Source organism: Dyadobacter fanqingshengii (assembly GCF_023822005.2).
Taxonomy (GTDB): domain Bacteria; phylum Bacteroidota; class Bacteroidia; order Cytophagales; family Spirosomataceae; genus Dyadobacter; species Dyadobacter fanqingshengii.
On record NZ_CP098806.1, the window covers coordinates 2,805,193 to 2,830,054 of the forward strand.

15 protein-coding genes are annotated in these 24,862 nt (G+C 48.1%); 4 read left to right on the top strand and 11 right to left on the bottom strand.

The features are described from left to right. Positions 1-3 precede the first annotated feature (3 nt). On the top strand, positions 4-498 hold the full coding sequence (locus NFI81_RS11720) for a DUF2271 domain-containing protein (RefSeq protein WP_234612254.1): 495 nt from the start codon (positions 4-6) through the stop codon (positions 496-498). 15 nt (positions 499-513) lie between these two features. Then, positions 514-2,709 (top strand): PepSY domain-containing protein, encoded by a 2,196-nt coding sequence (locus tag NFI81_RS11725; RefSeq protein WP_234612253.1) that lies wholly within the window; start codon positions 514-516, stop codon positions 2,707-2,709. Here NFI81_RS11725 and NFI81_RS11730 read toward each other — a convergent pair. The 9 genes from NFI81_RS11730 to NFI81_RS11770 all read right to left on the bottom strand — a co-directional run bounded on the left by NFI81_RS11730 (position 2,703) and on the right by NFI81_RS11770 (position 17,367). Continuing rightward, positions 2,703-3,671, bottom strand: coding sequence for an FAD:protein FMN transferase (locus NFI81_RS11730; RefSeq protein ID WP_234612252.1), 969 nt, complete (start codon positions 3,669-3,671; stop codon positions 2,703-2,705). The two genes, NFI81_RS11725 and NFI81_RS11730, sit on opposite strands and share 7 nt — an antisense overlap. 22 nt (positions 3,672-3,693) lie before the next feature. Beyond that, positions 3,694-4,788: a helix-turn-helix transcriptional regulator gene (locus NFI81_RS11735; RefSeq protein ID WP_234612251.1), complete on the bottom strand. Its 1,095-nt coding sequence runs from the start codon at positions 4,786-4,788 to the stop codon at positions 3,694-3,696. Positions 4,789-4,896: 108 nt separating this feature from the next. Then, positions 4,897-6,054, bottom strand: coding sequence for a sialidase family protein (locus NFI81_RS11740; RefSeq protein ID WP_234612250.1), 1,158 nt, complete (start codon positions 6,052-6,054; stop codon positions 4,897-4,899). A gap of 2 nt (positions 6,055-6,056) precedes the next feature. Continuing rightward, complete coding sequence (locus NFI81_RS11745) at positions 6,057-7,283, bottom strand: AGE family epimerase/isomerase (protein ID WP_234612249.1); 1,227 nt, start codon at positions 7,281-7,283, stop codon at positions 6,057-6,059. A gap of 6 nt (positions 7,284-7,289) precedes the next feature. After that, positions 7,290-8,786 carry a sialate O-acetylesterase gene (locus tag NFI81_RS11750; protein ID WP_234612248.1) on the bottom strand — a complete coding sequence of 499 codons (1,497 nt, stop codon included), beginning with the start codon at positions 8,784-8,786 and terminating at the stop codon, positions 7,290-7,292. Continuing rightward, positions 8,783-11,386, bottom strand: coding sequence for a sodium:solute symporter family protein (locus NFI81_RS11755; protein ID WP_234612247.1), 2,604 nt, complete (start codon positions 11,384-11,386; stop codon positions 8,783-8,785). Before NFI81_RS11755 ends, NFI81_RS11750 begins: the two co-directional genes overlap by 4 nt. 47 nt (positions 11,387-11,433) lie before the next feature. Further along, complete coding sequence (locus tag NFI81_RS11760; protein ID WP_234612246.1) at positions 11,434-12,375, bottom strand: dihydrodipicolinate synthase family protein; 942 nt, start codon at positions 12,373-12,375, stop codon at positions 11,434-11,436. Between the two features lie 23 nt (positions 12,376-12,398). Next, a complete protein-coding gene (locus NFI81_RS11765; protein WP_234612245.1) occupies positions 12,399-14,003 on the bottom strand; it encodes a RagB/SusD family nutrient uptake outer membrane protein in 1,605 nt (534 codons plus the stop codon). Then, positions 13,981-17,367, bottom strand: a complete 3,387-nt coding sequence (locus tag NFI81_RS11770; protein ID WP_234612244.1) for a SusC/RagA family TonB-linked outer membrane protein — start codon at positions 17,365-17,367, stop codon at positions 13,981-13,983. The genes NFI81_RS11765 and NFI81_RS11770 overlap by 23 nt, the downstream gene beginning before the upstream one ends. Before the next feature lie 180 nt (positions 17,368-17,547). On the opposite strand from NFI81_RS11770, the gene NFI81_RS11775 reads away from it, so the two are divergent. Both NFI81_RS11775 and NFI81_RS11780 read left to right on the top strand, forming a co-directional pair. Continuing rightward, complete coding sequence (locus NFI81_RS11775; RefSeq protein ID WP_234612243.1) at positions 17,548-18,249, top strand: FadR/GntR family transcriptional regulator; 702 nt, start codon at positions 17,548-17,550, stop codon at positions 18,247-18,249. A gap of 53 nt (positions 18,250-18,302) precedes the next feature. Continuing rightward, positions 18,303-18,614 carry a hypothetical protein gene (locus tag NFI81_RS11780; RefSeq protein WP_234612242.1) on the top strand — a complete coding sequence of 104 codons (312 nt, stop codon included), beginning with the start codon at positions 18,303-18,305 and terminating at the stop codon, positions 18,612-18,614. A gap of 2 nt (positions 18,615-18,616) precedes the next feature. Here the strand turns inward: NFI81_RS11780 and NFI81_RS11785 are convergent, their stop codons facing one another. Continuing rightward, positions 18,617-21,241: a caspase family protein gene (locus NFI81_RS11785; RefSeq protein ID WP_234612241.1), complete on the bottom strand. Its 2,625-nt coding sequence runs from the start codon at positions 21,239-21,241 to the stop codon at positions 18,617-18,619. Between the two features lie 62 nt (positions 21,242-21,303). Next, entirely contained in the window at positions 21,304-24,855 is a 3,552-nt protein-coding gene (locus NFI81_RS11790) for a DUF7379 domain-containing protein (RefSeq protein ID WP_234612240.1), read from the bottom strand. Positions 24,856-24,862 lie beyond the last annotated feature (7 nt).

Below are 24,862 nucleotides of genomic sequence, written 5' to 3' on the forward strand. Positions count from 1 at the left end.
TTCATGTCTGATTTAATCAAAGCAACACTCCTCTTTCTCTTGCTGACCTTCGCCCAACCTCATGCGGCTGTTGCACAAACAACGGGCACCAGCAAATACAAGTGCATGATCCAGATGACGAATTACATGGGGGAAGGCGCTTATATTGTGATCTCACTGATTAACGGCAAAGGCGCTTACGAAAAGACATTGTATGTCCTTGGGCCTGATAAAAAGTGGTATAACAGCATGAAAGAATGGCATAAATTTCAATCCAAGCAAAAAGCCAACATTAGTGCGGTCACCGGTGCATCCGTAACCGGAGGCGACCGCAGCGTGAATGTGTTTGAAATTGATAATGCAAAGATCAATGCGGGCTACAAAATTCGTTTTGAGAGCGCCGTGGAGGACCAAAAATACCATGTGAAAGACCTGGAAATACCATTGACCACCGAGGCCCTTTCTGCCAAAAACGAAGGCACCGGATACATTCGATACGTCCGGTTCAGCCCAAATTAATGCAATGAGTGCCCTATGACCATTTCTATATGGAGATACAGCCACCTTGCCTTGGCTGTATCTTCTTTTCTTTTACTGAGCCTCGCTGCTGTAACCGGTATAATCCTGGCGTTCGAGCCGTTATCGCAGAAAGTCCTACCCTACCGCACCGACAATTTCAGTGAAACAACACTTGCCCGGACGCTTCCCGTTTTAAGGAAACAATATCCGGAAATCAGCGAGCTGACGGTCGACAAAAACCAGTTTGTCCAGATCAAAGGCTCCGATGCCGAAGGAAAAAAGTTGCAAGCTTACATTGATCCGCAAACGGGCAAAATCCTGGGTTACCCGGCACCAAAGAGTGCGTTTTTTGAATGGGTTACCGCCTTACACCGCTCTCTTTTTATTCACGAAACAGGCCGCTTTCTGATCGGCTTAACAGCATTCCTGCTGCTGCTGATCACCGTTTCCGGCACAATGCTCATCATTCAGCGCCAGCGTGGTCTCAAACGCTTTTTCACACGCATTGTGCGGGACAATTTCGCACAGTATTACCACGTGGTGCTTGGCAGGTTATCACTCATCCCGATTTTTATCATTGCATTGAGCGGCACCTATCTTTCGCTGGCCCGATTTGGTTTTATAGCATCGCCCAAAGTATCGTCCGAAGTAGATTTTAATGCGATCCAATCGGATCCTGTCAGGAACCCGGCTGATTTTGAAATATTTAAAAACATAAAATTAACAGCAGTCCAAACCATAGAATTCCCCTTTTCCGAAGATCCCGAGGATTACTATACATTAAAACTCAGCGACCGGGAGATCACTGTGAACCAGATTACCGGGGACATTTTAAGTGAGGTGAAGTACCCAACCGCAGCATTGCTTACCGAACTGAACCTGGATCTGCACACAGGCCGTACCAATGCGATTTGGGCCATTATTCTGGCAGTTGCCTCGGGGAACATTCTCTTCTTTATTTACTCAGGTTTTGCCATGACCTTCAAGCGCAGGGCAAACAGAGTAAAAAACAGTTTCACCGCCGACGAAAGCGAGTTTATCATTCTGGTAGGCTCCGAAAACGGAAGCACATTCGGCTTTGCCAACGCCATTCACAGGCAGCTGATTGCGGCCGGAAAATCAGCATTTGTTACCGAATTAAATAATTATAAGGTTTTCCCAAAAGCATCGAACATCATCGTGATGGCGGCAACTTATGGAATCGGGAACCCGCCTACCAATGCTGCGCATTTTTCAACGCGTTTAGAAAAACACAAACAACCTAACCCGGTTCGTTTTTCGGTTGTAGGCTTTGGTTCGCACGGTTATCCCGACTTTTGCAAATTTGCTTTTGAAGTTGATAACCTGCTCGCAAAGCAGAATTGGGCGATTCCTACGCTCGAAATCCACACGATTAATGACAAATCCCCGGATGAATTCAGTCAGTGGGCAGCGAGTTGGTCGCAGCAGGCAGGTGTTGAGCTGGCAGTTTCCCTTGATGCACTGACAGCCCGGCACGAGCCTTTGCAGGAACTTACCGTATTGCATAAAACGGAAGTTGCTGTCGCTGGAGAGTCGTTTTTAATCAATTTTGTTCCGAATGATCGCGCAAACTTTACTTCCGGTGATCTGCTGGCAATTTATCCTGCCAATGATCACCGTGAACGCCTATATTCCATGGGTAAGGTTGGAAACAACATTCAGCTAAGTGTTAAATTACACGAACGTGGACTAGGGTCAGCATATCTGTATCACCTAAATCCAGGGAGCGTGATCAGCGCCAGGATTATCGGGAATGAACATTTTCACTTTCCGGAAACAGCCACTTCCGTGATCATGATCTCTAACGGAACAGGCATAGCGCCGTTTCTGGGCATGATCGACCAACAGGGTCCGCATGCGAATTGTCGGTTATACTGCGGCTTTCGGGACCAGGCCTCTTTCTCACTTTACAAAACCGTAATTGATAAGAGTTTGGTTGACAGAAAGTTACACAGCCTGCACATTGCCTATTCGCGCGAAGGAGAGAAACAATATGTTCGGGACCTGCTCGCGGCAGATGAAACGTTTGTTGCGGAGACGCTCGCAAATCAGGGCGTGATTATGCTTTGCGGGTCATTGTCAATGCAAAACAATGTGGTGGCATTGCTGGACGAAATCTGCCAGGCCAGTCTGGGCAGGAGTATCAGCTATTACCAGTCGCATGGCCAGGTGCTGATGGATTGTTATTGAGGTTGATATTCCGAAATATCGAAATTTTTGGAGGTAATCACTTCGCCTCCGTCGGTGATCATAATGCAGCTGAATTCCGGAAAATCATTGATCAGTTTCATCCCGGTGTCTTTTCCCATAACCATTAACGAAGTGCTGAAACCATTGGCTTGCTCAGCACTGGGACCAAAGACCGTTACGCTGGTAAGTCCTGTGGCAGGGTAACCTGTTGCGGGATTGATGATATGCGAATAACGCTTGTCATTGAAAACCACAAACTTTTCATAACTGCCCGAGGTCACAACCGCGCCCTGGCGAAGCGGCACCACGGCAAAAAGTTCTCCCTGACGATTCGGGTCCGTAATGCCGATCACCCAGTCGCTGCCGTCCGGTTGCCTGCCCCACGCACTCATATCGCCGGAACCATTCACTATGCCTGCTTTAATGCCCTTTTTTAACATCATATCCCGACATTGGTCCGTTGCATAGCCCTCACCCAAGGCGCCAAAGCCAATTTTCATCCCTTTCTTTTTCAGGAAAATCGTGGTGTGGGTTTTATCGAGGACAATGTTTTGATAACCAACTTTTTCCACGGACTTCGCAATCGCTTCGGCAGTGGGCATTTCGGTCATAGAGCCGTCGAATTTCCATATGCGGTCCATGGCTGCGAAGCTGATATCGAATGCGCCTTTCGTCAACTTTGAGAGTGCAATGGCCCTTTCTGTCAGATCAAAAACTTCCCGGCCCACTTTTACCGGACGAATGCCTGCGTTCGCATTCACTGCCGACACCTGGGATGTCGGCTTCCAATCGGAAATCAGGTTTTCTATCCGCGTGATTTCAGCGATTACTGCGTCAATGTTCGCTTCCGCAGCGGCCGAATCTTTGGCAACGATTGTAATGTCAAAACGCCCGCCCATGAGCATGGTGGTTCTTTTTCGCAAAATCTGGGCGTGTGCAGCGAACGAGAGAAACAGGGCCATGAGTGTGAGGCAATGTTTCATCTCAAATCACCTCAAGCATGGAAGTCTCACCTGAATATTCGGAAAAAAGCTGCATGATGTATTCTGAAAAATGGATTAGATTGAATATGCCGATGCGGATCTTGTTGGGCAGAATGCCGTAGTATTTTTTAAATGCTGCGGTGAAATGCGTGGGATTCTTGTATCCGGTTTTTTGAGAAATCTCTCCAATTTTGCTTCCCGGCTGCTGCAACATGAGCATTGAATTTTCCATTCTGAGATCGTGCAAATAACCAAAAACCGGTTTTCCGAACACTTCTTTGAAATACTTTTTAAGATTGAATTCATTTGTCCCGATCTGACGCGCAATGTCTTTTAGCGACCAGGGTTTATCCAGATTTTCGGACAAGATCTTTCGCGCCAGATGCATTTTTTCCTTATCTGCTTCTTTCAGCGAAGATGTAATATCCGGCAAAGGAAGTTGTTCATATTGTTCAAATTGCAATGCCATTAACTCGATTACTTTTGCCTTGATAAACAGGCTTTTATGATAACCACTGTAAGAACAATTCAGTATTTCGAACAGGGAAGAAATCATTTTTGAAGTAAGCGGCAGGTTTCGCATGCTCATGAATGCAGGCAAAACCGCATCGATCCCCCGCTGAAAATGCATGTAAAGCGGATGGGTCGCCGGCAGGTTGTTGAAGAAGAAATCGGTGCTCATGTTGACAGCGAAAACCTCAACCTGCTCATTATGCTTCCATTGCACTACGAGATTTCTTTCAGGCAAGAGAAACAGGTTATGCTGCTGGGTTTTGAACCTGACAAATGGTTTGGAAGAAGTCTCGGAAAAATACGTTGTACTGCTTTGCAAACTAAAATTCATCTGGATATGCGAGCCCGAAGTTCTCACCAAAAGCGGCTTATCGGAAAGCACCTGAAAATGCCCGTACCAAACGAATAACCCTTCCGTAATCAGCTCTTTCCCAATTCCTTTTGTCCTTTCATCATCGTAAATCAGATCATTTTCTGTGACTTCCTCTTTGGCATGCCCGGTAAAATCCGGAAACTGCCACGAATGGTTTGTCTTTTTTTTCTCTAAATCTGTTTCACAACTCTGTTGTCCCTGATACTCCATTTTACCGTATATCGTCACTGCCGTCATTTACTCCAAACACACCTTCACAAAAATAGCCGGTATTTAGACTGCTTTTAAACAATTTCAGAAAAAAGAATTGCAGCCGCTTTATTTCCAATTAATTTCTTTGAACACAATGGATTGATACGCATTGAATTCATACAAAACACCCACCGTTTTCTTCCCCGTTTGCACCAGATCGGAATACGCTGTATAGTCCTTTTCGCCGTTTTTGCTTTTATCAACCACATAATGCTTCGTCCACGTTTTCCCATCGTCGAAACTGATCCTCAATGTAAGGTTATCGCGATTTTTGGTGTCGGCTGCGTTCGAGAATGCCAGGATGTTGTGCTTTTTGTTTTTACCAATGGTCAGAATGCTTCCTTCGCAAACCGGATCCGGCAGGTTGTGGTCAAAATAAGTGGTATCCCATTTCATGCCCCCATCACTGCTCACCGCCACGATCCGCGCCCGCACATCGCCTTTTTGATTTCTTGCATTGAACATAACCCGGCCTCCCGAAATCTCTGCGGCTGTTGATTCGTTGGAACCTTCGATAGCAATTGTTTCGCTTAACTTGAATGTCTTGCCATGATCATCGCTGTAAAAGCCATGCGCCTGGTAATCTGCCCCTTTTGGCTTGGGATCACCCGCTGAATGATTGGCTGCAATGTAAATTCTGCCTTTGTATGGGCCTTCGTTGAGCTGCATACCATGTCCCGGCGTGTTCGCGTAACTTCTCCAATCCGCATCCGAATTGTAGACCGCATTCACTTCCGGTTGCTTTGGCTTGTGAACCTGCGTGGTAATGTTCACCGGTTCAGACCAGGTTACGCCCGAGTCTGTCGAGGTTTTATACCAAACTTCCCGCAATCCTTTGCCCTTACGCACTTCGCCTTCGTGGTTGTTGCCGGTGTTGAAAAACAAAAACAACCTTCCCTTCGGAAATGCCGGATCGCTCAAATCGAACACAGGGGCTGGATTTCCGGCTTGCAGCTTGTCATAACCAGCCACAACTTGCGATGCTGACCAGGTTTTGCCTTTGTTTTTGCTACGCTTCATCACAATGTCAATGTCGCCAAAGTCACCGCTTCCGGCAACCCTGCCTTCGGCAAATGCAAGCAGATCACCATCTGGCGCGCGAACAATGGCCGGGATACGAAACGACTTGTAGCCCTCTGCACCGGAGACGAAAACAGGCGTTTGCGCATAAGCGGCCATTTGGCTAATAATGAATGCAATGAGGGTCAGTTTTATAATTTTCATATTCAAGGTTGCTGTTTTTCGGTTTCAAAAATGTTGCTTTCCACGCTCGTTCCAACAAGTTCCTGCATCAATTGCGAGCAATACCATTCCTGTCTTGGCAAATGGAACGGGCCTTTGAATAAATTGCCTTTCGCCGTTTGCGCCACACTTCCATCACGGTGCAAATAGCCAAACCACTCGCCATTTTCCTGGTCATGAAAGTGCGTGTACGCCCAATCGTGCACCATAACGTGCCATTTTGCATATTTTTTGTCCTGCGTAAGCGTATAAGCGAGCAATGTGGCAATAATTACTTCGTTATGCGGCCACCAAAATTTCATATCCTGCCAATATTCCTGCACGGGCCGGTCATATACATCCCTGAAATAGAATATCCCGCCGAATTCCTTATCCCAGCCGCGCTCCCACATGTAGTCTAGCATTTTGCAGCCGAGTGCAATCAGGTGCGGATCATTGTTCCTGTATTTGGCCTCGTGCAAAATGAACCAGGCGCCTTCAATCGCGTGACCAGGATTTAGCGTCCGGCCATCTATGTGATCGATAATGCTGCCGTCCGGCGCGACTTGTTCCATCACGCATTGCATGTCGTCTTTGACAAAATCATTTTCTATTTCCTTGATAAATTGGTCAATAAGCCCGTTGCAGCGCGGGTCGCCGATGGTTTCGCGGAGTTGCTGGGCGGTGTTCATCAGGATCATCGGCACGCCGATTCCTTTGGCAGGGCGAGTCGACGTGAACTTTGGTTCAAGCAAGCCGGGAATGGTCGCATACTCAATGCATTTGCCGAATAAGTAGCGCGCTTTTGCTGCTGCTTCCTCATCTCCACTTGCTTTTGCGTATGCCGCATTTGCTATAACGGCGAATGTTTCGGAGAAGAAATAGCGGCGTTTGCGGATGGGTTCGCCGACGCGGGTCATATGGAAAAACATGCGTCCGTCGGTGTCGAAGCAGTGTTTATTCAGAAAGTCGATGCCCGATTTAGCGCCGTCCAGCCATTCCGGTCTCGGCTCAACGGTGTTATACAAAGTTGCCAGCAACCAAGCCGTACGGCCCTGAATCCACACGGCCTTGTCGTCATCGATCAAAGTTCCGTCGTGATCGCGCATTAAAAGATATCCGCCAAACTCCTCATCCAGCGACCTGGGAAACCAAAACGGCAAGGTGTCGTTCAAAAGCTGGTTTTTGTAAAAATTGCCCAGGTTTTGCAGTTCTGTTTTTGTGTAATGCATTGGATTCTATTTTACCTTCATTGAAAAAGTGGGTGCAGGCAAACCTGCTTCATTGTAAAGATTAGCGCGTGTAAACGGCTGGTATGCGTACATGATTGTGGTAATCAATCCGTCCTTAGGAATGTTTAAGACAACTTCATTTCCCTGAATGCTGGCATTGGCCGGCATCCGTTTTCCATCCTGCGTGATCATTTCAAACCCAATTAATGGTTTACTACCCTGGGTCGACAGCTTCTCGTTTTCAGCAAACTGAATCCTGATTACCCGATCTTTCAGCATTGCTCTGGCCGGAACCGGACCATTGGCAACAGCATTTTTTTTGTATGTATTTCGAAGCGCCAGTAATGCCAGGCGCTCGCCCACTTCCTTTTTGCGGATCGGATGCACATTCAAAGAATCGCCCAGATCATAACTGACCGCCATGCCTGAGTTTGGAATTTTGGCTAGCATAAGTCGTTGTGAATCTCTGAATTCGGGCCAGTTTGCCCTCTCAATGCCGGATAGCTGCACATAATAAAATGGAAATGCATAGCCCCATTTTTGCCGCCAGCTTTTCACCAGCATTTCAAAAAGCTGTGCGTGAAGCGGCACATTAAACACATTGCTTTCACCCTGATACCAGATCACGCCTGTGATAGGGAAGTCGGTTAGTGGGGCAATGCCTGACTGAAAATTGTAACCGGGTTGGTAGGGATGCTTTTGATCCGCGGACTGGGCATTGCTGATATTTTTTGCGGCACGTTCGCGGCACCAGTCCATAACCAATGTTGAATGTGGCCAATTGCCTAGCATTCCTGCAAATTGTTGGTTTTGTTCCAAAAGCGAATGTTCTATCCAGGATTCAGTCGGAGAGCCGCCCACTGCGACCTGGATTAGTCCGATCGGGACGCTGGCTTCCTGTTTTATTTTTTTACCAAAATAATAAGCGACTGCCGAGAACGAGGCGGCGGATGCTTTATTGAATGTTTGCCAACTGCTGGAAAAATATTCATAACGATTGACTTTGGAGAGCGAAGCGGAATCCCACGCAACATCGCCCGTTGAAACAATCCCTTCCATTTTCAGCAAGCGCATTTTGGAATCGAATTTTTCAGCCCTTAATTCCTCCGGCCCTGTTTGTGCATCCTGCAATGCAAATTCCATATTCGATTGCCCGGAACACAGCCAAACATCACCGATCAGCACATCACTCACAGTGATTTTCTGATCATTGGCAGAAACTGAAATCGCATACGGACCGCCTTCCTTTGAAGCTGGAAAGACCACATTCCATTTTCCCGATTGATCGGCTTTGGTGGTCAATGCTTTATTTAAGAATTGAACATTAACATTGCTTCCACTCGCCGCTTTTCCGTAGATTCTGATGGGTTTGCTTCTTTGCAAAACCATGTGATCTGAGAAAATCGGGGCTAATGTTAATGTGCTGTCCAAGGCATACTGTGCTTTGGAAAAATCGAAAGCAAGCACATTGAGCAACAACAAAAAGAGCATTCTCACCATCATTCGTACATGGTTAACCCTTTCAAATCACGTTCCGCGGGCATCATTAAACTGAATACATAACCGAAAACCACGCAGCTTACAAGCCCGGTGAAGGCATACATCAGCAAGTGAATATTGGTGTAATGCTGGATAAGTATCTGTGTAAAGCAGCTGATGGCCATGCCGGCCATTACTCCGTTTCCGCTGGCTTTTTTGGTAAAAATGCCGAGAATAAATGCGCCGCCAATGCAGCCTGTGAACAAGCCGAGAATGGTGTTAAACTTATCCCAAAGCGAGGAAACGCCCTTATGCGCCATGTATAGCGCGATGCAGGTTACAAAAACCCCGAGGAGTAAGGTGGCAGTTCTGGCAAAAAACAATGTTTGTTTTGGGGTAACGTCGGGCCTTAGTTTTTGGTAAAAATCAGTCGTCAGCAATGTTGCCGTGGAGTTCATACTGGCTTCGGTGCTGCTCATGGCTGCGGCGAAAATGCCTGCAATAAGCAATCCCGACAAGCCCGCCGGAAGCTGACTCACAATGTACCACGGGAAAATGTTATCCTGATCATTCAAAGCCATATTCACCTGCTGCGGCTGCTCGCGGAAGAACAAGAACAGCAATGTACCAATGGAGAAAAATACGAGTGTGGAAGGCAATGTCAGCCACGCTCCCAGTTTTAAGCTTTTGATCGATTCCTTTTCAGATTTGGTCGTCAGATAACGCTGTACAGTGGTTTGATCCGTTCCGTAAGTCAGCAAGTTGATTGCTAATCCACTAATCACCACGACCCAGAAAGTGGGTTCGGTGAAGTCAAAACGGAAGTCGAAAACCTTTAATTTATCGGCCTGATCCAATGCTTTGAAACCTGCATTCCAGTCATTAATGTGAAATGGCAGGTAAAACAAGCAGAACAACGCGCCTGTCGCCAGGATCAACACCTGTATCACTTCAACCCAGATTACGGCCTCAATGCCGCCCTTAACCGTGAAGAAAATGCTGATTGCACCGATCATGATGATGCAAATGTTGATGTCGATGCCCGTTACCAATGTGAGCGCAATGCTCGGAAGGAGCACCACAATGCCCATCCGGCCGATTTGAAGCAGTACGTAAAGCGCTGACGCCATCACCCGCGATCCGTAATTAAAGCGTTTGCCCAGATATTCATAGGCTGAGGTCACATGGAGCCGCCTGTAAAATGGAATGAAATAGCCCGCCACGAGCGGCATGACCATGATGATGGTCATTAACAGGAAAAAATACGTCCAGTCCGTGCCGTAAGTTTTAGCCGGAATGCCCATGAATGTGATGGCGCTAAGCTTCGCCCCGAAGATGCTGATGCCTGCTGCCCATTGGGGAATGCGTTCGCCGCCTTTGAAATAATCGTCCGTATTGTTCGTCTTGCCAGTAAAAAGGAAGCGCCCGGCTGTCATGAGCAGGAAACAAATCCCTAACACCGCCGAGTCGATCCAGGAGAAAAATGGCTTGTGCTGTATGGTGCCTTTGGTGATCGCAGGTGTGCGGGTTCCGGGGCGGATTTCGCCGCTGGGGATGAAAATGTCGTTGTTCCATTTCACCGCTGTGGTCGTAACCTGCGCTGCTCCCGGGAGTTGGCCGATGGTTGTCCAGGCGTCGGTAATGGTGTTGTATAAATAAATGTCTTTGCTGAAACCCTGGTGGGAAGTCAGCAGCGCGACTTTTTCTGCTTGCAGCTTTTGTTTTAATTCCGCTAACTCAGCCTGGGCGATTTGCGCGTTGAATGTTTCGATCTGGTGAAACACATTGCCTTTATCGCCACCGATCAGCAAAATGTAGGAAGCCCCGCTGGCAACACCCGTTCCCGCAGACCAGGTTGTAACCTGTTTTCCATCGCTGATGTCGCTTAGTTTCTGCCAGGATTTTTTCGCAGGATCATAGCTGAAATTGCTGCTATGCAAGTCGCTGATCCCGCTCGTCGTCGCGCTTCTTCCACCAAGCACATACACCTGGGAGTGCTTGCCATTGTTCTGCGAAACGACAACCGAGTGAGACATTGCGACAGGAAGCGCTGGTAAAATCTCCCATTTTGGCGCAGCTTCGGAAAGATTTAGTGCAAAAAATTGATTAGATGGCTTGCCATTGTTTTCGCCTCCAACTATATAAATAATATTACCAATGCTGGTTGCGCCGGCATTGGCCAGCGCAACCGGCATATCCGGTAAGGGTTTAGAAATTACTTCACTTGTTGCAGCATTCCAGTGCATTAAAAAAGCCTTGTTCGTCACGCCATTTTCCTGCTCTCCACCCAGACAAACAATGCCATCTGCAACAGAGACGCTTGCGCCATACGCAGTCTTTTCCTTTAAATGGGGTGTTTTCGAGACGATCCACTCATAAGCATCCTGTTTCTTTTGCAAAACATAAACCTCACCGCGATAGACCTTTTTACCGCCTTCCCAGGGCATTCCGCCTGGGAAATTGGCACCGCCAGCCACAATCAGCACGCCGTTATGCACGCCCGTGAAGGCGCCTGCGACGCCGAGCTGTTTTTCGCCCCCGGATGGTTGCGGCAAACTCGTGAGTTCCGTCCACACGATGTCATTTGCCTTTTGATCCTGGGCATACAGGGTTGGTGACCACATAAAATGTAAGCAGAGTAGAAAGCAGATAAAAGGAATTTTGAGCTGCATTAATGAGTGGTTTTGGCCGTAGGCAGGCCCGATTTAAATGAATCAAAATCCAGCACCGCCACATCCGATTGAAATGATTGGAATTGTGCGTCGCTCATATTTTTCACTGGTAAACGAAATGTACCACAATCCAACCCAACAACCTTCATATACGCCTTACCGACCGAAATCCCGCCATATTTACCCAGCAACCGGATCATATCAATGGACTTTTGCTGCAATGCACCGGCCTTTTCCATGTCATTTTGTTCAAATGCCTCAATCAGCTCATGATAAAGCGGCGCTGCGTAATTGAATGTGCTCCCTACCGCTCCTTTCGCGCCTACTGCCAATGCAGAAAGCATGTTTTCATCGCGTCCCCAAAGCATATCATATTTGCCGTTTTGGAAATTCAGACAGGACTGAAAATCCATGAAATCCTCATGCGTATACTTCATCCCCGCAAAGTTCGGAAGGCGGCCATCCAGGACTTTTAATAAATCAAACATAGGCAAACCAACCCCCGTGAGTACGGGAATGTGGTAATAATAAAACGGCATTTCAGGCACTGTTTCGGCAATGGCAATAATGCATTCGGCGAGCATTTCAACATTCGCAGGTTTAAAATAGAATGGACTTGTAAACGAAACCGCGTCCAGGCCAATCTGTTGTGCGTGCTTTGCGAGTTCAATGCAATCTGCAATGCAGGTCCCGCCCAACAATGGCATAATGGTGAAGCTCTGATCGTCTCTGGCACAGCTTGCCCATGCCTCGGCCACCTGCTTCTTTTCGGAAATGGTCAGCGAAACGCCTTCGCCCGTCGAGCCGCAGATGAATGCGCCGTTGACGCCGTTTTGTTTTAAAAATTGATAGTAGTCCGGGATCAAATCCAGGTTAAGGCTGCCGTCGGCTTGCATGGGTGTAAACGGAGCGGCAATGAGGCCTTTCAAATGTAAATTCATAATATAATATTGAAATCTGATGCTTAATTAGGTCTTGCAGTTTGGTAGCCGGGCGTTTGCGCAACGAGCGGATCATTGGTCCAGATCGCGGCCTCGACCGGCCATAAAATACGGTAGGCTTGTGTTGCTTTGTCGAGCAGTCCGTAGGGATGGCGTGCACTCTTAAATATAAGTGGTTCAGCGCCAAATTTCATCCTTCGCAGGTCATACCAGCGTTTTCCCTCGTGCACAAATTCTTTGGTACGCTCTTCAAAAATCGCCAGTTCATTGGCATCTTTCCCTGCATTTTTAAACGGTTTCGGATCTTTTGCTGGCGCATAGGCGCGGTCGCGCACGGGCTGGATAAATGCGGTTGGATCTCCGCCTTCTGCATTCACGATTTCGGCGAGCATCAGCAATCTGTCCGCTTCGCGATAAACTGGCCAATCATCTGAAAAGTAGCGTTTATTGGCGTCGATTGTTCCCAGAAACTTCACCAGGGCCGTGTTTTTAATGGTTACCGCATATGGTTTCACATCCGTATTAACTTTATAAAAATCATAGAAAGTCGCATTCCGTCTGCTATCAGCCACATCGTAAGATTGGAAAAGCTCGAATGTATAAGCATAGCGCTGAATGACCTGCATTGAATTAGGCGCAGCCAGCACCAATGGATCGACGAGGAAATTGCCGACCCCGGCGCTCACAGTGGAATCCTTGTAATGCAGTCCGTTGAAATTGAAAGTGGAATAAGTATAAGCCGCCACATTGCCCATTTCAGCTTCTCCAACCCGAAAACGGATCGCGAAAATGATCTCGCTGTTGTTCTTTTGTCCGTAGGCAAAAACGTTGGCGAAACCGGGAAGTAATGTGCTCCCGGTTACTGCATTCAGTGCTGTTTTTGCTTCCGCCAGATCGGCCGTCGTGCCATACACTTTTGCGGACCAAAGAAAAACCTCGCCTTTGAGCATTAAAGCCGCATTAGGCGACCATTGGCTTTTGTCCGTAACCGCAGTCTGTGCGCCAAAAAGTGAGATAGATTTGGTCACATCTGCCTTGATCGCCGCCAGCACATCCGCTTCGGCAGCACGCGCTTTTCGCAATTGCACCGCATCGGTTGTCCCATTCAAAACATCCGCTTCCAGAACCAGCGGCACGCCGCCATAAGTCCGCAGCAAGTGAAAATAATAGTAAGCACGCATCGCATAGGCCTGTCCCAGCAGGTAAATTTTACGCGTTTCGGGCAGGAAACTGATGGCTTCTACTTTTTGAATAAATAGATTGAGCTGCAAAATCGGGCCGTAAAATCCACCCCAGTTGCTGACGCCGGATGAAGTTTCTTCCAGTCGCTGCTCAATGACGGGAAGTTCGTTCAGCGAAGTGGCCTGACGATCGACTGTGCTGTAATTGCCGCCACGCATTTCGCCAAGGCGCAAAAACTGAAACTGGTTATCGCGGAATTGTTTGTGCAAGCCCACCATAAAGTTGTTGACCTGCGATTCGTTCTGCCAAAAGTTGCTGTCGCCGAAATAGTCCTGCGGCGTGAGTTCAAGCGCATCCTGGCAGGAACTCGCCAGCACCGAAAGCAGTGCACAGCATATGTAAAGTCTGATCTTTTTCATCATTTCAAAAAGTGAAGTTGGCTCCAAGGATAAGGGTTGTAGGAATAGTATAAGCGCTGTTCTGCGAGCCCGTGCGCTCAGGCAGGCTCAGCATTTTATTGGTAATATAGCCCAGGTTTTGCCCTGTCGCTGTGAAGGTTAAGCCCGCGATTTTTGCTCTTTGCAGCAATGATGACGGCACAGTGTAGCTCAATGAAATTTCACGGAATGCCAGGTAAGACGAGTTTACCCAGAACATGCTGCTAGGCCTGTCGAAGTTCTTGGAATTCAGCTGATCAGCCCAGGTGTAGCGTGGATATTTGGCATCGGGGTTTTCTGGTGTCCAGGTGTCTTTTACCAATTCGGTTGCATTGAATTCTCCCTGGAAACTGCCCAGTGACCACATTTGCTGGAAATCCATTTGCTTGTGTCCCAAAGCAAAGTCCATCCGCGCAAACAGCGAGAGGTTTTTCCAGCGGATCGTCGTATTAAAACCGCCCGTCCATCTTGGAATGGTCCGTCCCAGGGAAACCATATCGCGTGTATCAATGGTGTCATTTTGATCCAGGTCTTTCCACATCATATCACCCAATTGGGTTGAAATGTAAGTGGCCCTGTTTAAGTTTTGGGAATTGATCAATGCATTGCTCGCCACTCGTTTACCAGCGGATGCGCCATATTGCACTTCGCCCGCCGCAATGTCAATCTTGTTGTATTTGTCCAGATCTTCACCCGTGCGAATGATCCCGTCGCTCACATAACCAAAAATCTCACCCGGCTCCTGCCCTTCCTGCAAGCCCCCCGCCCAGATCACATTCCCGGAACGTGGATCATAAATGCGCTGCCCGCCCTGGCGATTGTTATCATTTCCATTAAATGGCAATTTCAAAACCAGGTTCTTGTTCCAGGCTGCATTCGCACCGATTTGCACAGTAAAATCTTGCTTCTGAACTGCTTTGAAGACGCCTTCCAGTTCTATGCCCCGGTTGCGCATGCTGCCGTTGTTCGTACGAATGCTCGCCACACCCGCGGATGTTGGCAGCAATACACTGGCAATTTTATCCGTCGTAACCCGATTGTAAACGGCAATGTTAGTAGTAATTCGGTTATTTAAAAATCCCATTTCCAAGCCGCCCTCGACCGTGTTGCTCTTCTCCCATTTCAGGTTTGGATTAGCAACGCCCGTTTGTAAAAATCCAATGCTGCCGTTATATGGAATTTGTGAGCCATAAGAACCCTGCAACTCGTAAACGCCGATCCCGTTGTTGGTGCCGATGCCGATATTGCCGTTTTTACCATAACTCGCACGCACTTTCAGAAAGGAAAGCCATGGCTGGGTGGCGGCCATAAAATCCTCTTTGTGCACCAGCCAGCCTGCCGAGAATGCCGGAAATGTACCAAACTGGTTATCGCCGATCAGCCTGGAATAGCCATCACGCCTTACTGTAAACGAAGCCAGATATTTGCCGTCGTAGTCATAATTCAATCTGGCAAAAGCCGAGATAATGCGCTCCTGGGTGTGGTAGGAATCAGTGGTGCGCGTGTTGGCGTCATTGATGGTCAAGCCGAGATCCTGAAAATCGTCGGTTGGCGCAAGGCGTCCTGCGGCGCTGAACCCTTTGGTCGCTTCGTCGTAATATTCAAATCCGGCCATGGCGTCGATGTAGCTTTTGCCGAGGAAGGATTTTTTGTAATTCAAAATAGCATTGTAAGTCTGGCGGATGATGCGGTCGAAGCCTGCGGAAGAAGCCCGGTCGCGGTTCCAGCCCGTATTCGGATTGGTTGTGCTCATGATCCCGATGCGGAAATCGCGGTTGAACGATTCGGCTTCTGCTTCGTCGTACATCAATATTCCGCCAACTCTTAGGAAGAGATCATCTGTAAAATCAACCTTGAATGCTTGTCCGAGCGTGAATTTATCAGACTGGTTTTTCCTTTTGTATTTATCAATGTTCAGGCTTGGATTGCCGTCACTGGCATCGCGGCCGAGAATCAGCTCGCCGTTTGCATTGGTTCCGCGCATTGTAGGCGGTGCGGAAAGCATTCTGCCCCAGTAATTGGCCTCGCCGTTTTGCAGCGACTGATCACGCCAGTTGGCTCTGGCGAATGCCAGGCTGCTTTCTGATTTTAACCAACTTTTGATTTTGTAATCACCATTCAATGTGAATGTCAACCGGCGGTAAAATGTGCCCAGCGAAAGTCCGTCCTCATTGTAATAACCCAAATTGGCATAGTAACCGCCTTTTTCATTGCCACCATTCATGCCAATGTTGTAATCCTGAGAAATGGCAGGCGATTTGAATGCAAAATCACCGTAATTGAAGTCTTTGTAAAGCAGATCTGCATTGGTTCCGTTGGGATCATAGGCACCTGATTCATTGGTTTTGATGGGGTCTTTCATCGTTTTCCAGCCGTCGTTTGCATTCAGCAACTCACGGTTTTGGTCGGTCAGACGCATCGTGCTCCATATCGCGCGCGAATCGTAGTTTCCGTCCAAAATGGCTCCATTTGCATCCTTATACAGGTTTCCTGTTCCGCGCGGACCTACGCCGCTGAGCAGCGAGGATGTGGTCACGCCATTCTTGATCGCTTCCACTACACCCATCCGCGTCCATTTGATATAATCTGCTGCGTTGAGATAGTCATAAGGAACATTCAGGAAGTTGATCCCGGTTTTGGATTTGAATGTAATGGATGACGATCCTGCTTTTCCTCTTTTTGAAGTGATCAGAACCACACCATTGCTGGCACGTGCCCCGTAAATGGCTGTGGCAGAGGCATCCTTCAACACTTCCATACTTTCAATATCATCCGGGTTAATGTCGCTTAATGAGCCTCTCACCTGCCCGTCCACCACGATGAGCGGGCTTCCGCTGCCGTCGAAGTTGGTTCCTCCTCGCAATGTAATGCTGGCCACCGATCCCGGGCGACCCGTTGACGTCGCTACGCGCACACCGGCAATCGTCCCGGCAAGCGCCTGAGCAGGATTGGAACGCATGCCCGTTTCCAACACTTTGGAATCCAGCTTGGCAATGGATGAGGTGATCTTGGCGCGACTGGCCGAACCGTAACCCGTTACAACAACTTCGTTGAGCGCCGACACATCCGGTTGCAGCACAATATCCAATGTTTCCGAAACGCCAACCGGCACTTCCTGGATCACGTAGCCAACCATTCTGAATTGGATTACATCACCGGCACCCGCCTGTATCGCATAGTCACCGTTGACAGATGTTTCTGCGGCGACATTTTTTCCTTTGAGTAACACGGTAACATTTGGAAGACCTTGCTTGTCGTCCCCGGATATCACCTTTCCGGTGAGCAACCTGGTCGACTGCGCCTGCAAACCCATCGCCAGGAGCATTCCAGCGAGGCTTAGCAACACTTTTAACCGCGTAATGTTCAATTTCATAAAGAGTTAAGTTTAAGAATATGTATTATGTATGACATAATAAAGGTAAAGCGATTAGGATGTTGATTGCAAGCATCTTGTGAAAATTATTTTTTATGATCTTAAATTGATAATAAAAAAACTGGTTGCAGTTTGAATGAAAACCGCCATTTTTGTCATACATAATACTTTAACCGTTTAATGAACGACATTTTTCAAAGCATCAAGAGCATCGATACAAGCTCGCTGGTGGACAAAGTAGAGAGTAACCTGATCGCACTATTTATCGAGAAGGATTTTAAAGTGGGCGACTCCATTCCGAAAGAACTGGAACTGGCACAATCGCTTGGGGTGAGCCGGACTGTCGTTCGGGAAGCTATGCTGCGGCTGCGGCTGATGGGTCTGGTGGAATCCAAAAAACATCGCGGGGCTGTGATCACGAGCCCGGACCTGGTTTCTATTCTTGAAAAAAGCATGAACCCGAAGATCCTGGATGATAATACATTGAAGGAAATTTTTGAAATGCGCCTGTCGCTTGAAATCGGGATGGCCGACTTCATTATGGAGCGGGTGACATCGGAAGACATTGCTGCTTTGAAGGTTTTGGTCGAAAACGAGCCGTCTTCCTCAGACCGGATGCTTTTCCAGATCGAGCATGAAATTGCGTTTCATGGCAAACTCTACGAGATTACCCGCAATGAGACAATGAAGAAATTTCAGCGGATGCTTTTGCCTGTGTTTGATTATGTGCACAAAAGCGGGCTGCTCCGCAAGTACTCGGCTAATGCAAACTTTGTTTCGCATAAAGGCCTTGTTGACATTATAGAAACCGGCAATTCGGAGCAGTTGAGGAATGCCATGCGCAGCCATCTGGAAAATCACTTTGCGCGACTTTTTGAGTAATACTTCGACAAATAATTGGCGCTAGCGACCGCTTCGTTCCTGACCCTGCACTTGTGTCCGCGTTTTTCTTATCGACCTGGCTTTACAAGGTTGCGAAAGAAACTTACCTGCTCACGGACAAGTTACTGATCTTCGGGGCGCCCGCAGTGGTCGCACTTGTTTGCATTGTGGCCATCGCCTACGCCGGCAATTATCAGCGGCATCAGCGTTTCGGTAATAAATACACTGCATTTGCATTGATTGTGATCTCGTCAGCAGTCGCGGTAGCCGCAACGTTCCTCCCCCAGCAACCAACCTCTGACCAGTTTTTCACAGAGGAGCAGTTCGAGAGTTATCGGAAATTGGGATATCATAGTTTGATGTGAGGTTAGTCAATCATCGCCTGTTTCAGATAAGGTGAAGCATAGGGCGATTTTATGACCTTCGACTTAAATTCGTCATTATTGATATGCGCAGCGCAACTGATTGGGTCTGTCAAGTTAATTACCGAATACAGACGGTAAAATTCCGGATCCGTTTGAAGGAGATCTACCAGTTCGGCCGTCAATGCTTCGACTGATGGCTTTACCGCTTCACTTCGGAACAACTTTCGGTTTTTAAAGAAAGCGCCTATTGTTTCACCAATGCCAAAAAGGCTGCTTTCTGCTTCTGGCGATGGTTGCAAATCGGCTGCATCCGGCACGCCAACCAGCAGCGCATCGAAAGCGCGGAGGATACCATTGCCATAATATTTCTGCCATTCGGTAAAAGTTTCACCCTTGGCAGCCGCGGTGTACAGCGCATTGCGAACGGCTTCCACTTTTTTCCATTGATGACCGGGTTTGTAATAACCCTTTTGTTCGAGCTCATCGCGGTGATATGCGATCCAGAGCGCCGCAGCCGAAGCGACCTGGGGTGTTGCCGAAGATGTTCCTCCCCCGCTTCGGAGAAATGGAATGGCTGTGGATGCCCACGGCGTGTTAGGCGTGTACGCGGCCAATGCGCGCGTCATGCGGGAAGCCGGGCCCCAGGAACCCTGCATATATTTAGTCCCAATGTTAAACCTGGCCTGCTGAATGAAATTGACATCGTAAGGTTGATGGTCATACATTGCGCCCGTGGCGGCAATTACCCGCTCATACGCAGCGGGAAACATAACGCATTTGGGCAGCAGCGCACCGGCGCCTTTGTACCAGCAGTTACTGGCGGCGGATACGATCACCAGTCCTGCATCATATGCATCATTAACTGCCCTTGCCATTTTCTTGCTGGGTTTGCCCGCCATAGACATCGTTACAACCTCGCAACCGATTTCAACGGCATACTCTAATGCATTGCAGAAGTTCTCACTGTTCATAATCACAACAGATTCGGAAATGCGGATTGGCACCACTTCCGCGAACGGTATCCCGCCAACAAAGCCTTCAAATTCATCGAATGTAGCTGATTTTGTCACATTATTTCCTGCAAGGAGCGTCATAGTTCCCAGTCCGTGCCCATCCTGGCCAGAGGCGCTTTTGTCGATGGCCTGATTTGGGTCTTCTCCGGAAACATAACTTCTGGCAAGGGTTGTGTTGAGATTTAAGGGTCTGGCGACGTGGCCTTCGATAAAGCCGGTGTCCAAATGGCCAACCCGGATATGCGCACCGGGCCTGTGCGTCTGTACAAATGCGTGGGCCTTGGCAAGCTGCGAATGTTTTTCGTCCAGATGCCAACCCATCCTTGCGTCAGGTTCACCCTGGTTTAGCGATGGCGGCCATTCCTTAATGTAATCGGGATTGTTGATATCCCCTTCCCGGCTGACCGCGCCATTTTGGGCCGGAGCCAAACTCAATACCGGCTCTACGATAGCATCATGCCCCAGCCTGTCCAGCTCCGTTTGGATGGCATGGACAACTGACCATGCATGTTCATTAGGAATCCCTGGAAATTCCAAAGTCGTTACCTGCCTGCTGCCTTTCACAACATTGCTGAGTACTACCGCATCCTTTCCAGGAAAATAATCGCCGGCCAGCGCAACAGGCAGGTCAATCGTGAGGACGGCCGGTTTTTTTAAGGTAAGCATATCCCAGGGTGCTTCACGCTCAAAACTAATCCTGGCTGTTTCCTTTTTTTGAAGACGTGGCTTTCGAAAACCTTTCACCTGATCGGCGTCGGGAATGTTGATGGTAAACGGGAAATAATGTTCAAATGCAGGGATAATGCCTCCATATTGAAAAAAGTTGGGCCGGGGCATGAAATAGCGCTGCTGAACGGCCGCAATGAGCATTTCACAATTGGCATCTTTGTAAGCAGGATCTTTAAAGATTTCTATGAATGCTTCGGTGAAAATACCGTTGTTTTCCCCATCCAGCGTTGTTTCGTCATCCTGGCATGCGGCGAGTAATTTTACCGAAGCTTTTACCTGTGATCCCTGGGCCTTAGTCTGATATTTCTTTTGGATTGGTTTATAAATGCTTTCTCCAAACTTGACATAGATCCTTTTTTTAACATTCGTATCTAATTTCCGGGATCTTGCTCCTCCCGTCATTGCAGCTCGTTCCATGCCATTGGCAAGTATTTTACTGAGGTCAAGTTCTCCGTCTCTTGTTATTGTGCCAGCGTGGCAACTGTCCGAAACGATCAGTATCCGCGTGCCTTCTGAGAATTTTTCAAAGGCTTCGTAAAGCTCATCATCCAGTAACTGACGGTCATATAAGCACCAGGTCTGATCATTTTGTTCATTATCAAAACCTGCTGGTTTATCATTGGCCAGTTCCCCGCCATGACCCGCGTAGGTTAATAGCAGAATATCGCCCGCAACCATCTGTGTCGCATAGGAGTTGAGCGCGTGCTTGACCGCGTCCGATGTGGCGTATTCGTCATGCAGTTTACTGGTGGTATAGCCAAGGCCTATGGCAAAGGACTCCCAGAACAAAGCGTCGTTGACAGCTGCCTTCAACTCCGGCATGTCTCCGTAATGTGCTACATCGGCCCTGTTAAGACCAATATGTAATGAATATCCTGTTGACATCGGAAATGAGTTGGTTTTGAATTAGAAAAACTTAATCGAACATCAGGAGCGTCTGCCCGTAATCAGGCGGGTTCCCTGAGAAAATCAAGCAACTGGCTTTGCGCCCGCTTTTCACGGAAATAGGCCAGATGCGTGCTGGCTATGGTGCGGGTGTGGGTTGTTGCATCGTAGCCGTCTATCGCGTTCATGCTTTCAATGGTCACCGCAAAGTCGTTCGGCTGGCCATCGTAAAGCGTGAATGTCAGTCCCGGGAAAAACACTTTTTTGACTAATGCCTCCTTTACCTTTTTCAAGAACGGGTCGTCTCCGTCATACGCAGATCCAATTAAAGCAGTATCTCCGGCCACCACATTATACCTGACACCGGCGGGCTGGCGGGAGGTCTTTAACCTGCCTATAAATTCGGAGTCAGGCTTGGTGTCCTTCAAGGTCCGGCCTGGATCGGCTTTGAGTGCTTTGAGCAAAAATGATAATCCGGAAATCGCAAACTTGATCGGGCCTGTCACATTAATGGCATGGGTAAGCATTCCAAAAACGGAAGAAACCAGTTTGGCCAGCTCTGATCCGGAACTTGCTGCTGCCACCAGAATAAGGTGATTTATGTAAATATTCCCCTGCTCCTTTTCAACCAGCCAGCGTGCCAGCAATCCGCCCTGGGAATGCGCTATAATGGTGATTTTGGGCATTTCTATCTTGCCAAATCCAGCACTTGAGAGGAGTTTATGTAATTCCTGGGCAGCTTTATCAATGGGCGTTGAGAGATTTTCGTAATCGTACGTCAGAACGAAGGAAGCCTCTTCGGATAATTCCTGCAAAGCTTCAAGGGCTGAAACCATATGGCGGGTGTCGCCGGTAAGGCCGTGAATCAGCAGCAACACCCGGGACCCGGCTTTCGCTTTTATGATCCGCTCCATTTTGGATGGGTTGTCTTCCAACCGCTCCCAGGTGCCATCTGCACGAAAGCCATACAATGTCAAGTTGTTGATCCCTGATTTCTTTCGGAATAATTTTCTAAAAAACATTTTGAATGATCCGCCCAGGCTCCGCTCCAATGGACCATCGCCCTGGATCAGGCCGTCGGTTTCAGAAGGCAAAAAATCGATATGAATATTGCCGTCGGCATCCGAGGAGCCCAATGGGAAGAATAACTGCGATGTTTCATCGAAACCGATTGGAATGATTACTTCTTCCAAAGCCTCGTCCACAGAACGCGTTAAATGCTGCGTTTTCGACGGTTTTATAATGATTGACTTACCGGCAGGAAGTTGCAGCGGCTCTCCGTTCAGTGAACGTAGTTCCAGGACCTGAACCTGACTATCGGTGGGTAAACCCAAGCCACTTGAAAAAGCATTTTCAGTAACATTTTCACCCCATACAATTTCGGGCAGCACCATACTGGATATGATCGCGTCTGCCTCCGCATTGATCCCGCGCATCCCGGCTTTTTTCAGTTTCCGCTGTATATCTTCTCCTGTCACGGCAAAGGCTTTGGCACTGAATCCTTCCGGAACATCGATAGAAAATGCAGGAAAATATGTCGTAATACCCGGATCCAGCGTCTGTTCCTTGCTGGATCCAACGATGCGGAATTTGAAATCGAAAACTGTCCAGTCGGTCTGCGCTGTTTCAAGTGCCTCCTCCTCGCCAATTTCCCTATGCCGGTCAACAAACTGCGTATCCAGTTGCAGCGATTCCTGCGCGTACCGGTCGAGATCAAGGATATTTGAAGACACCACTATTTTAAGATAATCAGTGACTTCATTGATATTATACTGATCAAACCGTTTGTCTCTTGTCAGAGGAATTGTAGTGCTGATGCGGTCCGCAATAACATATGAAAGCTGCAACGGATTCGCGTTTTTGAGAAGGCGGCTGTTATCACTTCGAATGAGCTTTGTATTAATGCCATATTTGCTTCCCAGGTACAATGCGCCCACATAGCATGAAGTCAGCGCTGAATCGGGTGCTATGGTTATATTCAGGCGAAATGCGGGTTGTCTGGCATTCTTATAGTTAAAGATAACTTCATCCCCGGGTTGAACCAGCAGTGGTTCTCCCGTCAAACTGTCGGGCGATGCGTTGCTTCCATATTCACCCTCAATGCGTTCCAGATTGAAAATGAAATCACTTTTTTTAATTCGGGTGTCTGCATTTTTCAGCTCCAGCGTCGCCGTCCATTTCCCGACTGCGTTTACGTGATCAAGAAAAGTTACTGCATTTAACTGCCGCTTGAACAACGGCGCAGCGCTGCTTGCTCTTACCAGCATCCATTCATGTCCGTCTGTGTTTTCGATCAAAAATTCTCTGGCACCCGCATTCTCAAAATCAATGTCAACATAAGGATATACGCCTGACCGGAAGGCCGCTTTAATTAGCTCCAACTGCGTATTCCGTCCGGCCAGATCTGGCGATATGCCCACCAAAAGCGCGGGTGCGGCCAGGCGTACGATCACTGCTTTCAGGTCTTCCCGCTCCAAATCAAAATTCGACATTGCGTTTTTATCCAGCACAGCGCTATCCGGTCCTACTTCGACCAAGTTAACCAATGCTTCAACTTCTCCGCCAATGACCCTTATTGCTGTAAATACCCCTGCTTTGCCGGGTGTAAGGCCATGCTGTGTTCCTCCATTTATCTCCCAATTCGAACGGGCAAAGTTATACCTGATCTCGAACGAAGGCCGGTAAGGTTCCATTCCGGCTCCAAGAAATAGCTGGTCCAAATCCATATCCTCCCGTGCATACGCGACAGGGTTTTGCTGCGGATTTCGATTTCTAACTGTTAGGCCTATACTTTGCATCAGATCCCTATAACTTTTGGCGGTTCCACCGCTTCTCAGTGCCGTGACCAGCTTGGCTGTAAATAAACCACCGTCATTCGTTTCCTGTGCTTTTTCCGAATCCTGCGCTGCCGCAAGGTGGACGTATCGTGCTATTTGTATCTGTGCCTTTCCATCTGAAATTTTATAAAAGCCGGGAGACTGGTAACCGATGTATTCTGTGAGCTTTATTTTGTTCCTGGACGAAGGAATAAACCGGTAGCGGCACCCGTCAATGCCGGTTACCATCTGCCTTGTATTATTGCCTGAGTGACAGCAATCCATGATGAGCAGCGCATGTACATCTTTATCCTGCAATGCATCCCAAATGAAGTAAGCCAGCTCTTTATCCAGAATATCGCGCGAAGCAGGGTTTAACGGGTCCCTGCTATCCACGCAAACAATGGTTTCATTTTGCTTATCGGGTTTGTTGTGCCAAAATTCCTCGGGTGCATCCACCTGCGAGCCGTGCCCGCTGAAATAGAACACGCAGATATCACCGTTCTTAGCTTGCTTCAAATGATTGAATGCTTTCTTTGAAACATTATCGAAGGTTGGCAATCCGTAAATTAGGTCAGTCCCCTGCTTTTCGTTATAGCCTTCGAGCCGCAAAAGGTCTGTTTCATCCGGTGCAAGCAAATAAAAGGGTTCGTATCGGAGTGCCCTGGTTTGCTGAGCGCACTGTTCTCTCAGCACCTGATCAATATCCAACACGTCCTTCACACAACCGCCTAACGGGGTTGTCGGATAGGCATTGATCCCAATAAGGGTAGCCCAAAGTGTACGGTTTTCAGACATAGCAATT

Excerpts from the sequence above, each read along its gene's own strand:
- NFI81_RS11720 (WP_234612254.1), top strand. The coding sequence starts at position 4 with ATGTCTGATTTAATCAAAGCAACACTCCTCTTTCTCTTGCTGACCTTC.
- NFI81_RS11785 (WP_234612241.1), bottom strand. The coding sequence starts at position 21,241 with ATGTCAACAGGATATTCATTACATATTGGTCTTAACAGGGCCGATGTA.
- NFI81_RS11790 (WP_234612240.1), bottom strand. The coding sequence starts at position 24,855 with ATGTCTGAAAACCGTACACTTTGGGCTACCCTTATTGGGATCAATGCC.
- NFI81_RS11730 (WP_234612252.1), bottom strand. The coding sequence starts at position 3,671 with ATGGCCCTGTTTCTCTCGTTCGCTGCACACGCCCAGATTTTGCGAAAA.
- NFI81_RS11750 (WP_234612248.1), bottom strand. The coding sequence starts at position 8,786 with ATGATGGTGAGAATGCTCTTTTTGTTGTTGCTCAATGTGCTTGCTTTC.
- NFI81_RS11755 (WP_234612247.1), bottom strand. The coding sequence starts at position 11,386 with ATGTGGTCACCAACCCTGTATGCCCAGGATCAAAAGGCAAATGACATC.
- NFI81_RS11770 (WP_234612244.1), bottom strand. The coding sequence starts at position 17,367 with ATGAAATTGAACATTACGCGGTTAAAAGTGTTGCTAAGCCTCGCTGGA.
- NFI81_RS11760 (WP_234612246.1), bottom strand. The coding sequence starts at position 12,375 with ATGAATTTACATTTGAAAGGCCTCATTGCCGCTCCGTTTACACCCATG.
- NFI81_RS11740 (WP_234612250.1), bottom strand. The coding sequence starts at position 6,054 with ATGAAAATTATAAAACTGACCCTCATTGCATTCATTATTAGCCAAATG.
- NFI81_RS11725 (WP_234612253.1), top strand. The coding sequence starts at position 514 with ATGACCATTTCTATATGGAGATACAGCCACCTTGCCTTGGCTGTATCT.
- NFI81_RS11745 (WP_234612249.1), bottom strand. The coding sequence starts at position 7,283 with ATGCATTACACAAAAACAGAACTGCAAAACCTGGGCAATTTTTACAAA.
- NFI81_RS11735 (WP_234612251.1), bottom strand. The coding sequence starts at position 4,788 with ATGGAGTATCAGGGACAACAGAGTTGTGAAACAGATTTAGAGAAAAAA.
- NFI81_RS11775 (WP_234612243.1), top strand. The coding sequence starts at position 17,548 with ATGAACGACATTTTTCAAAGCATCAAGAGCATCGATACAAGCTCGCTG.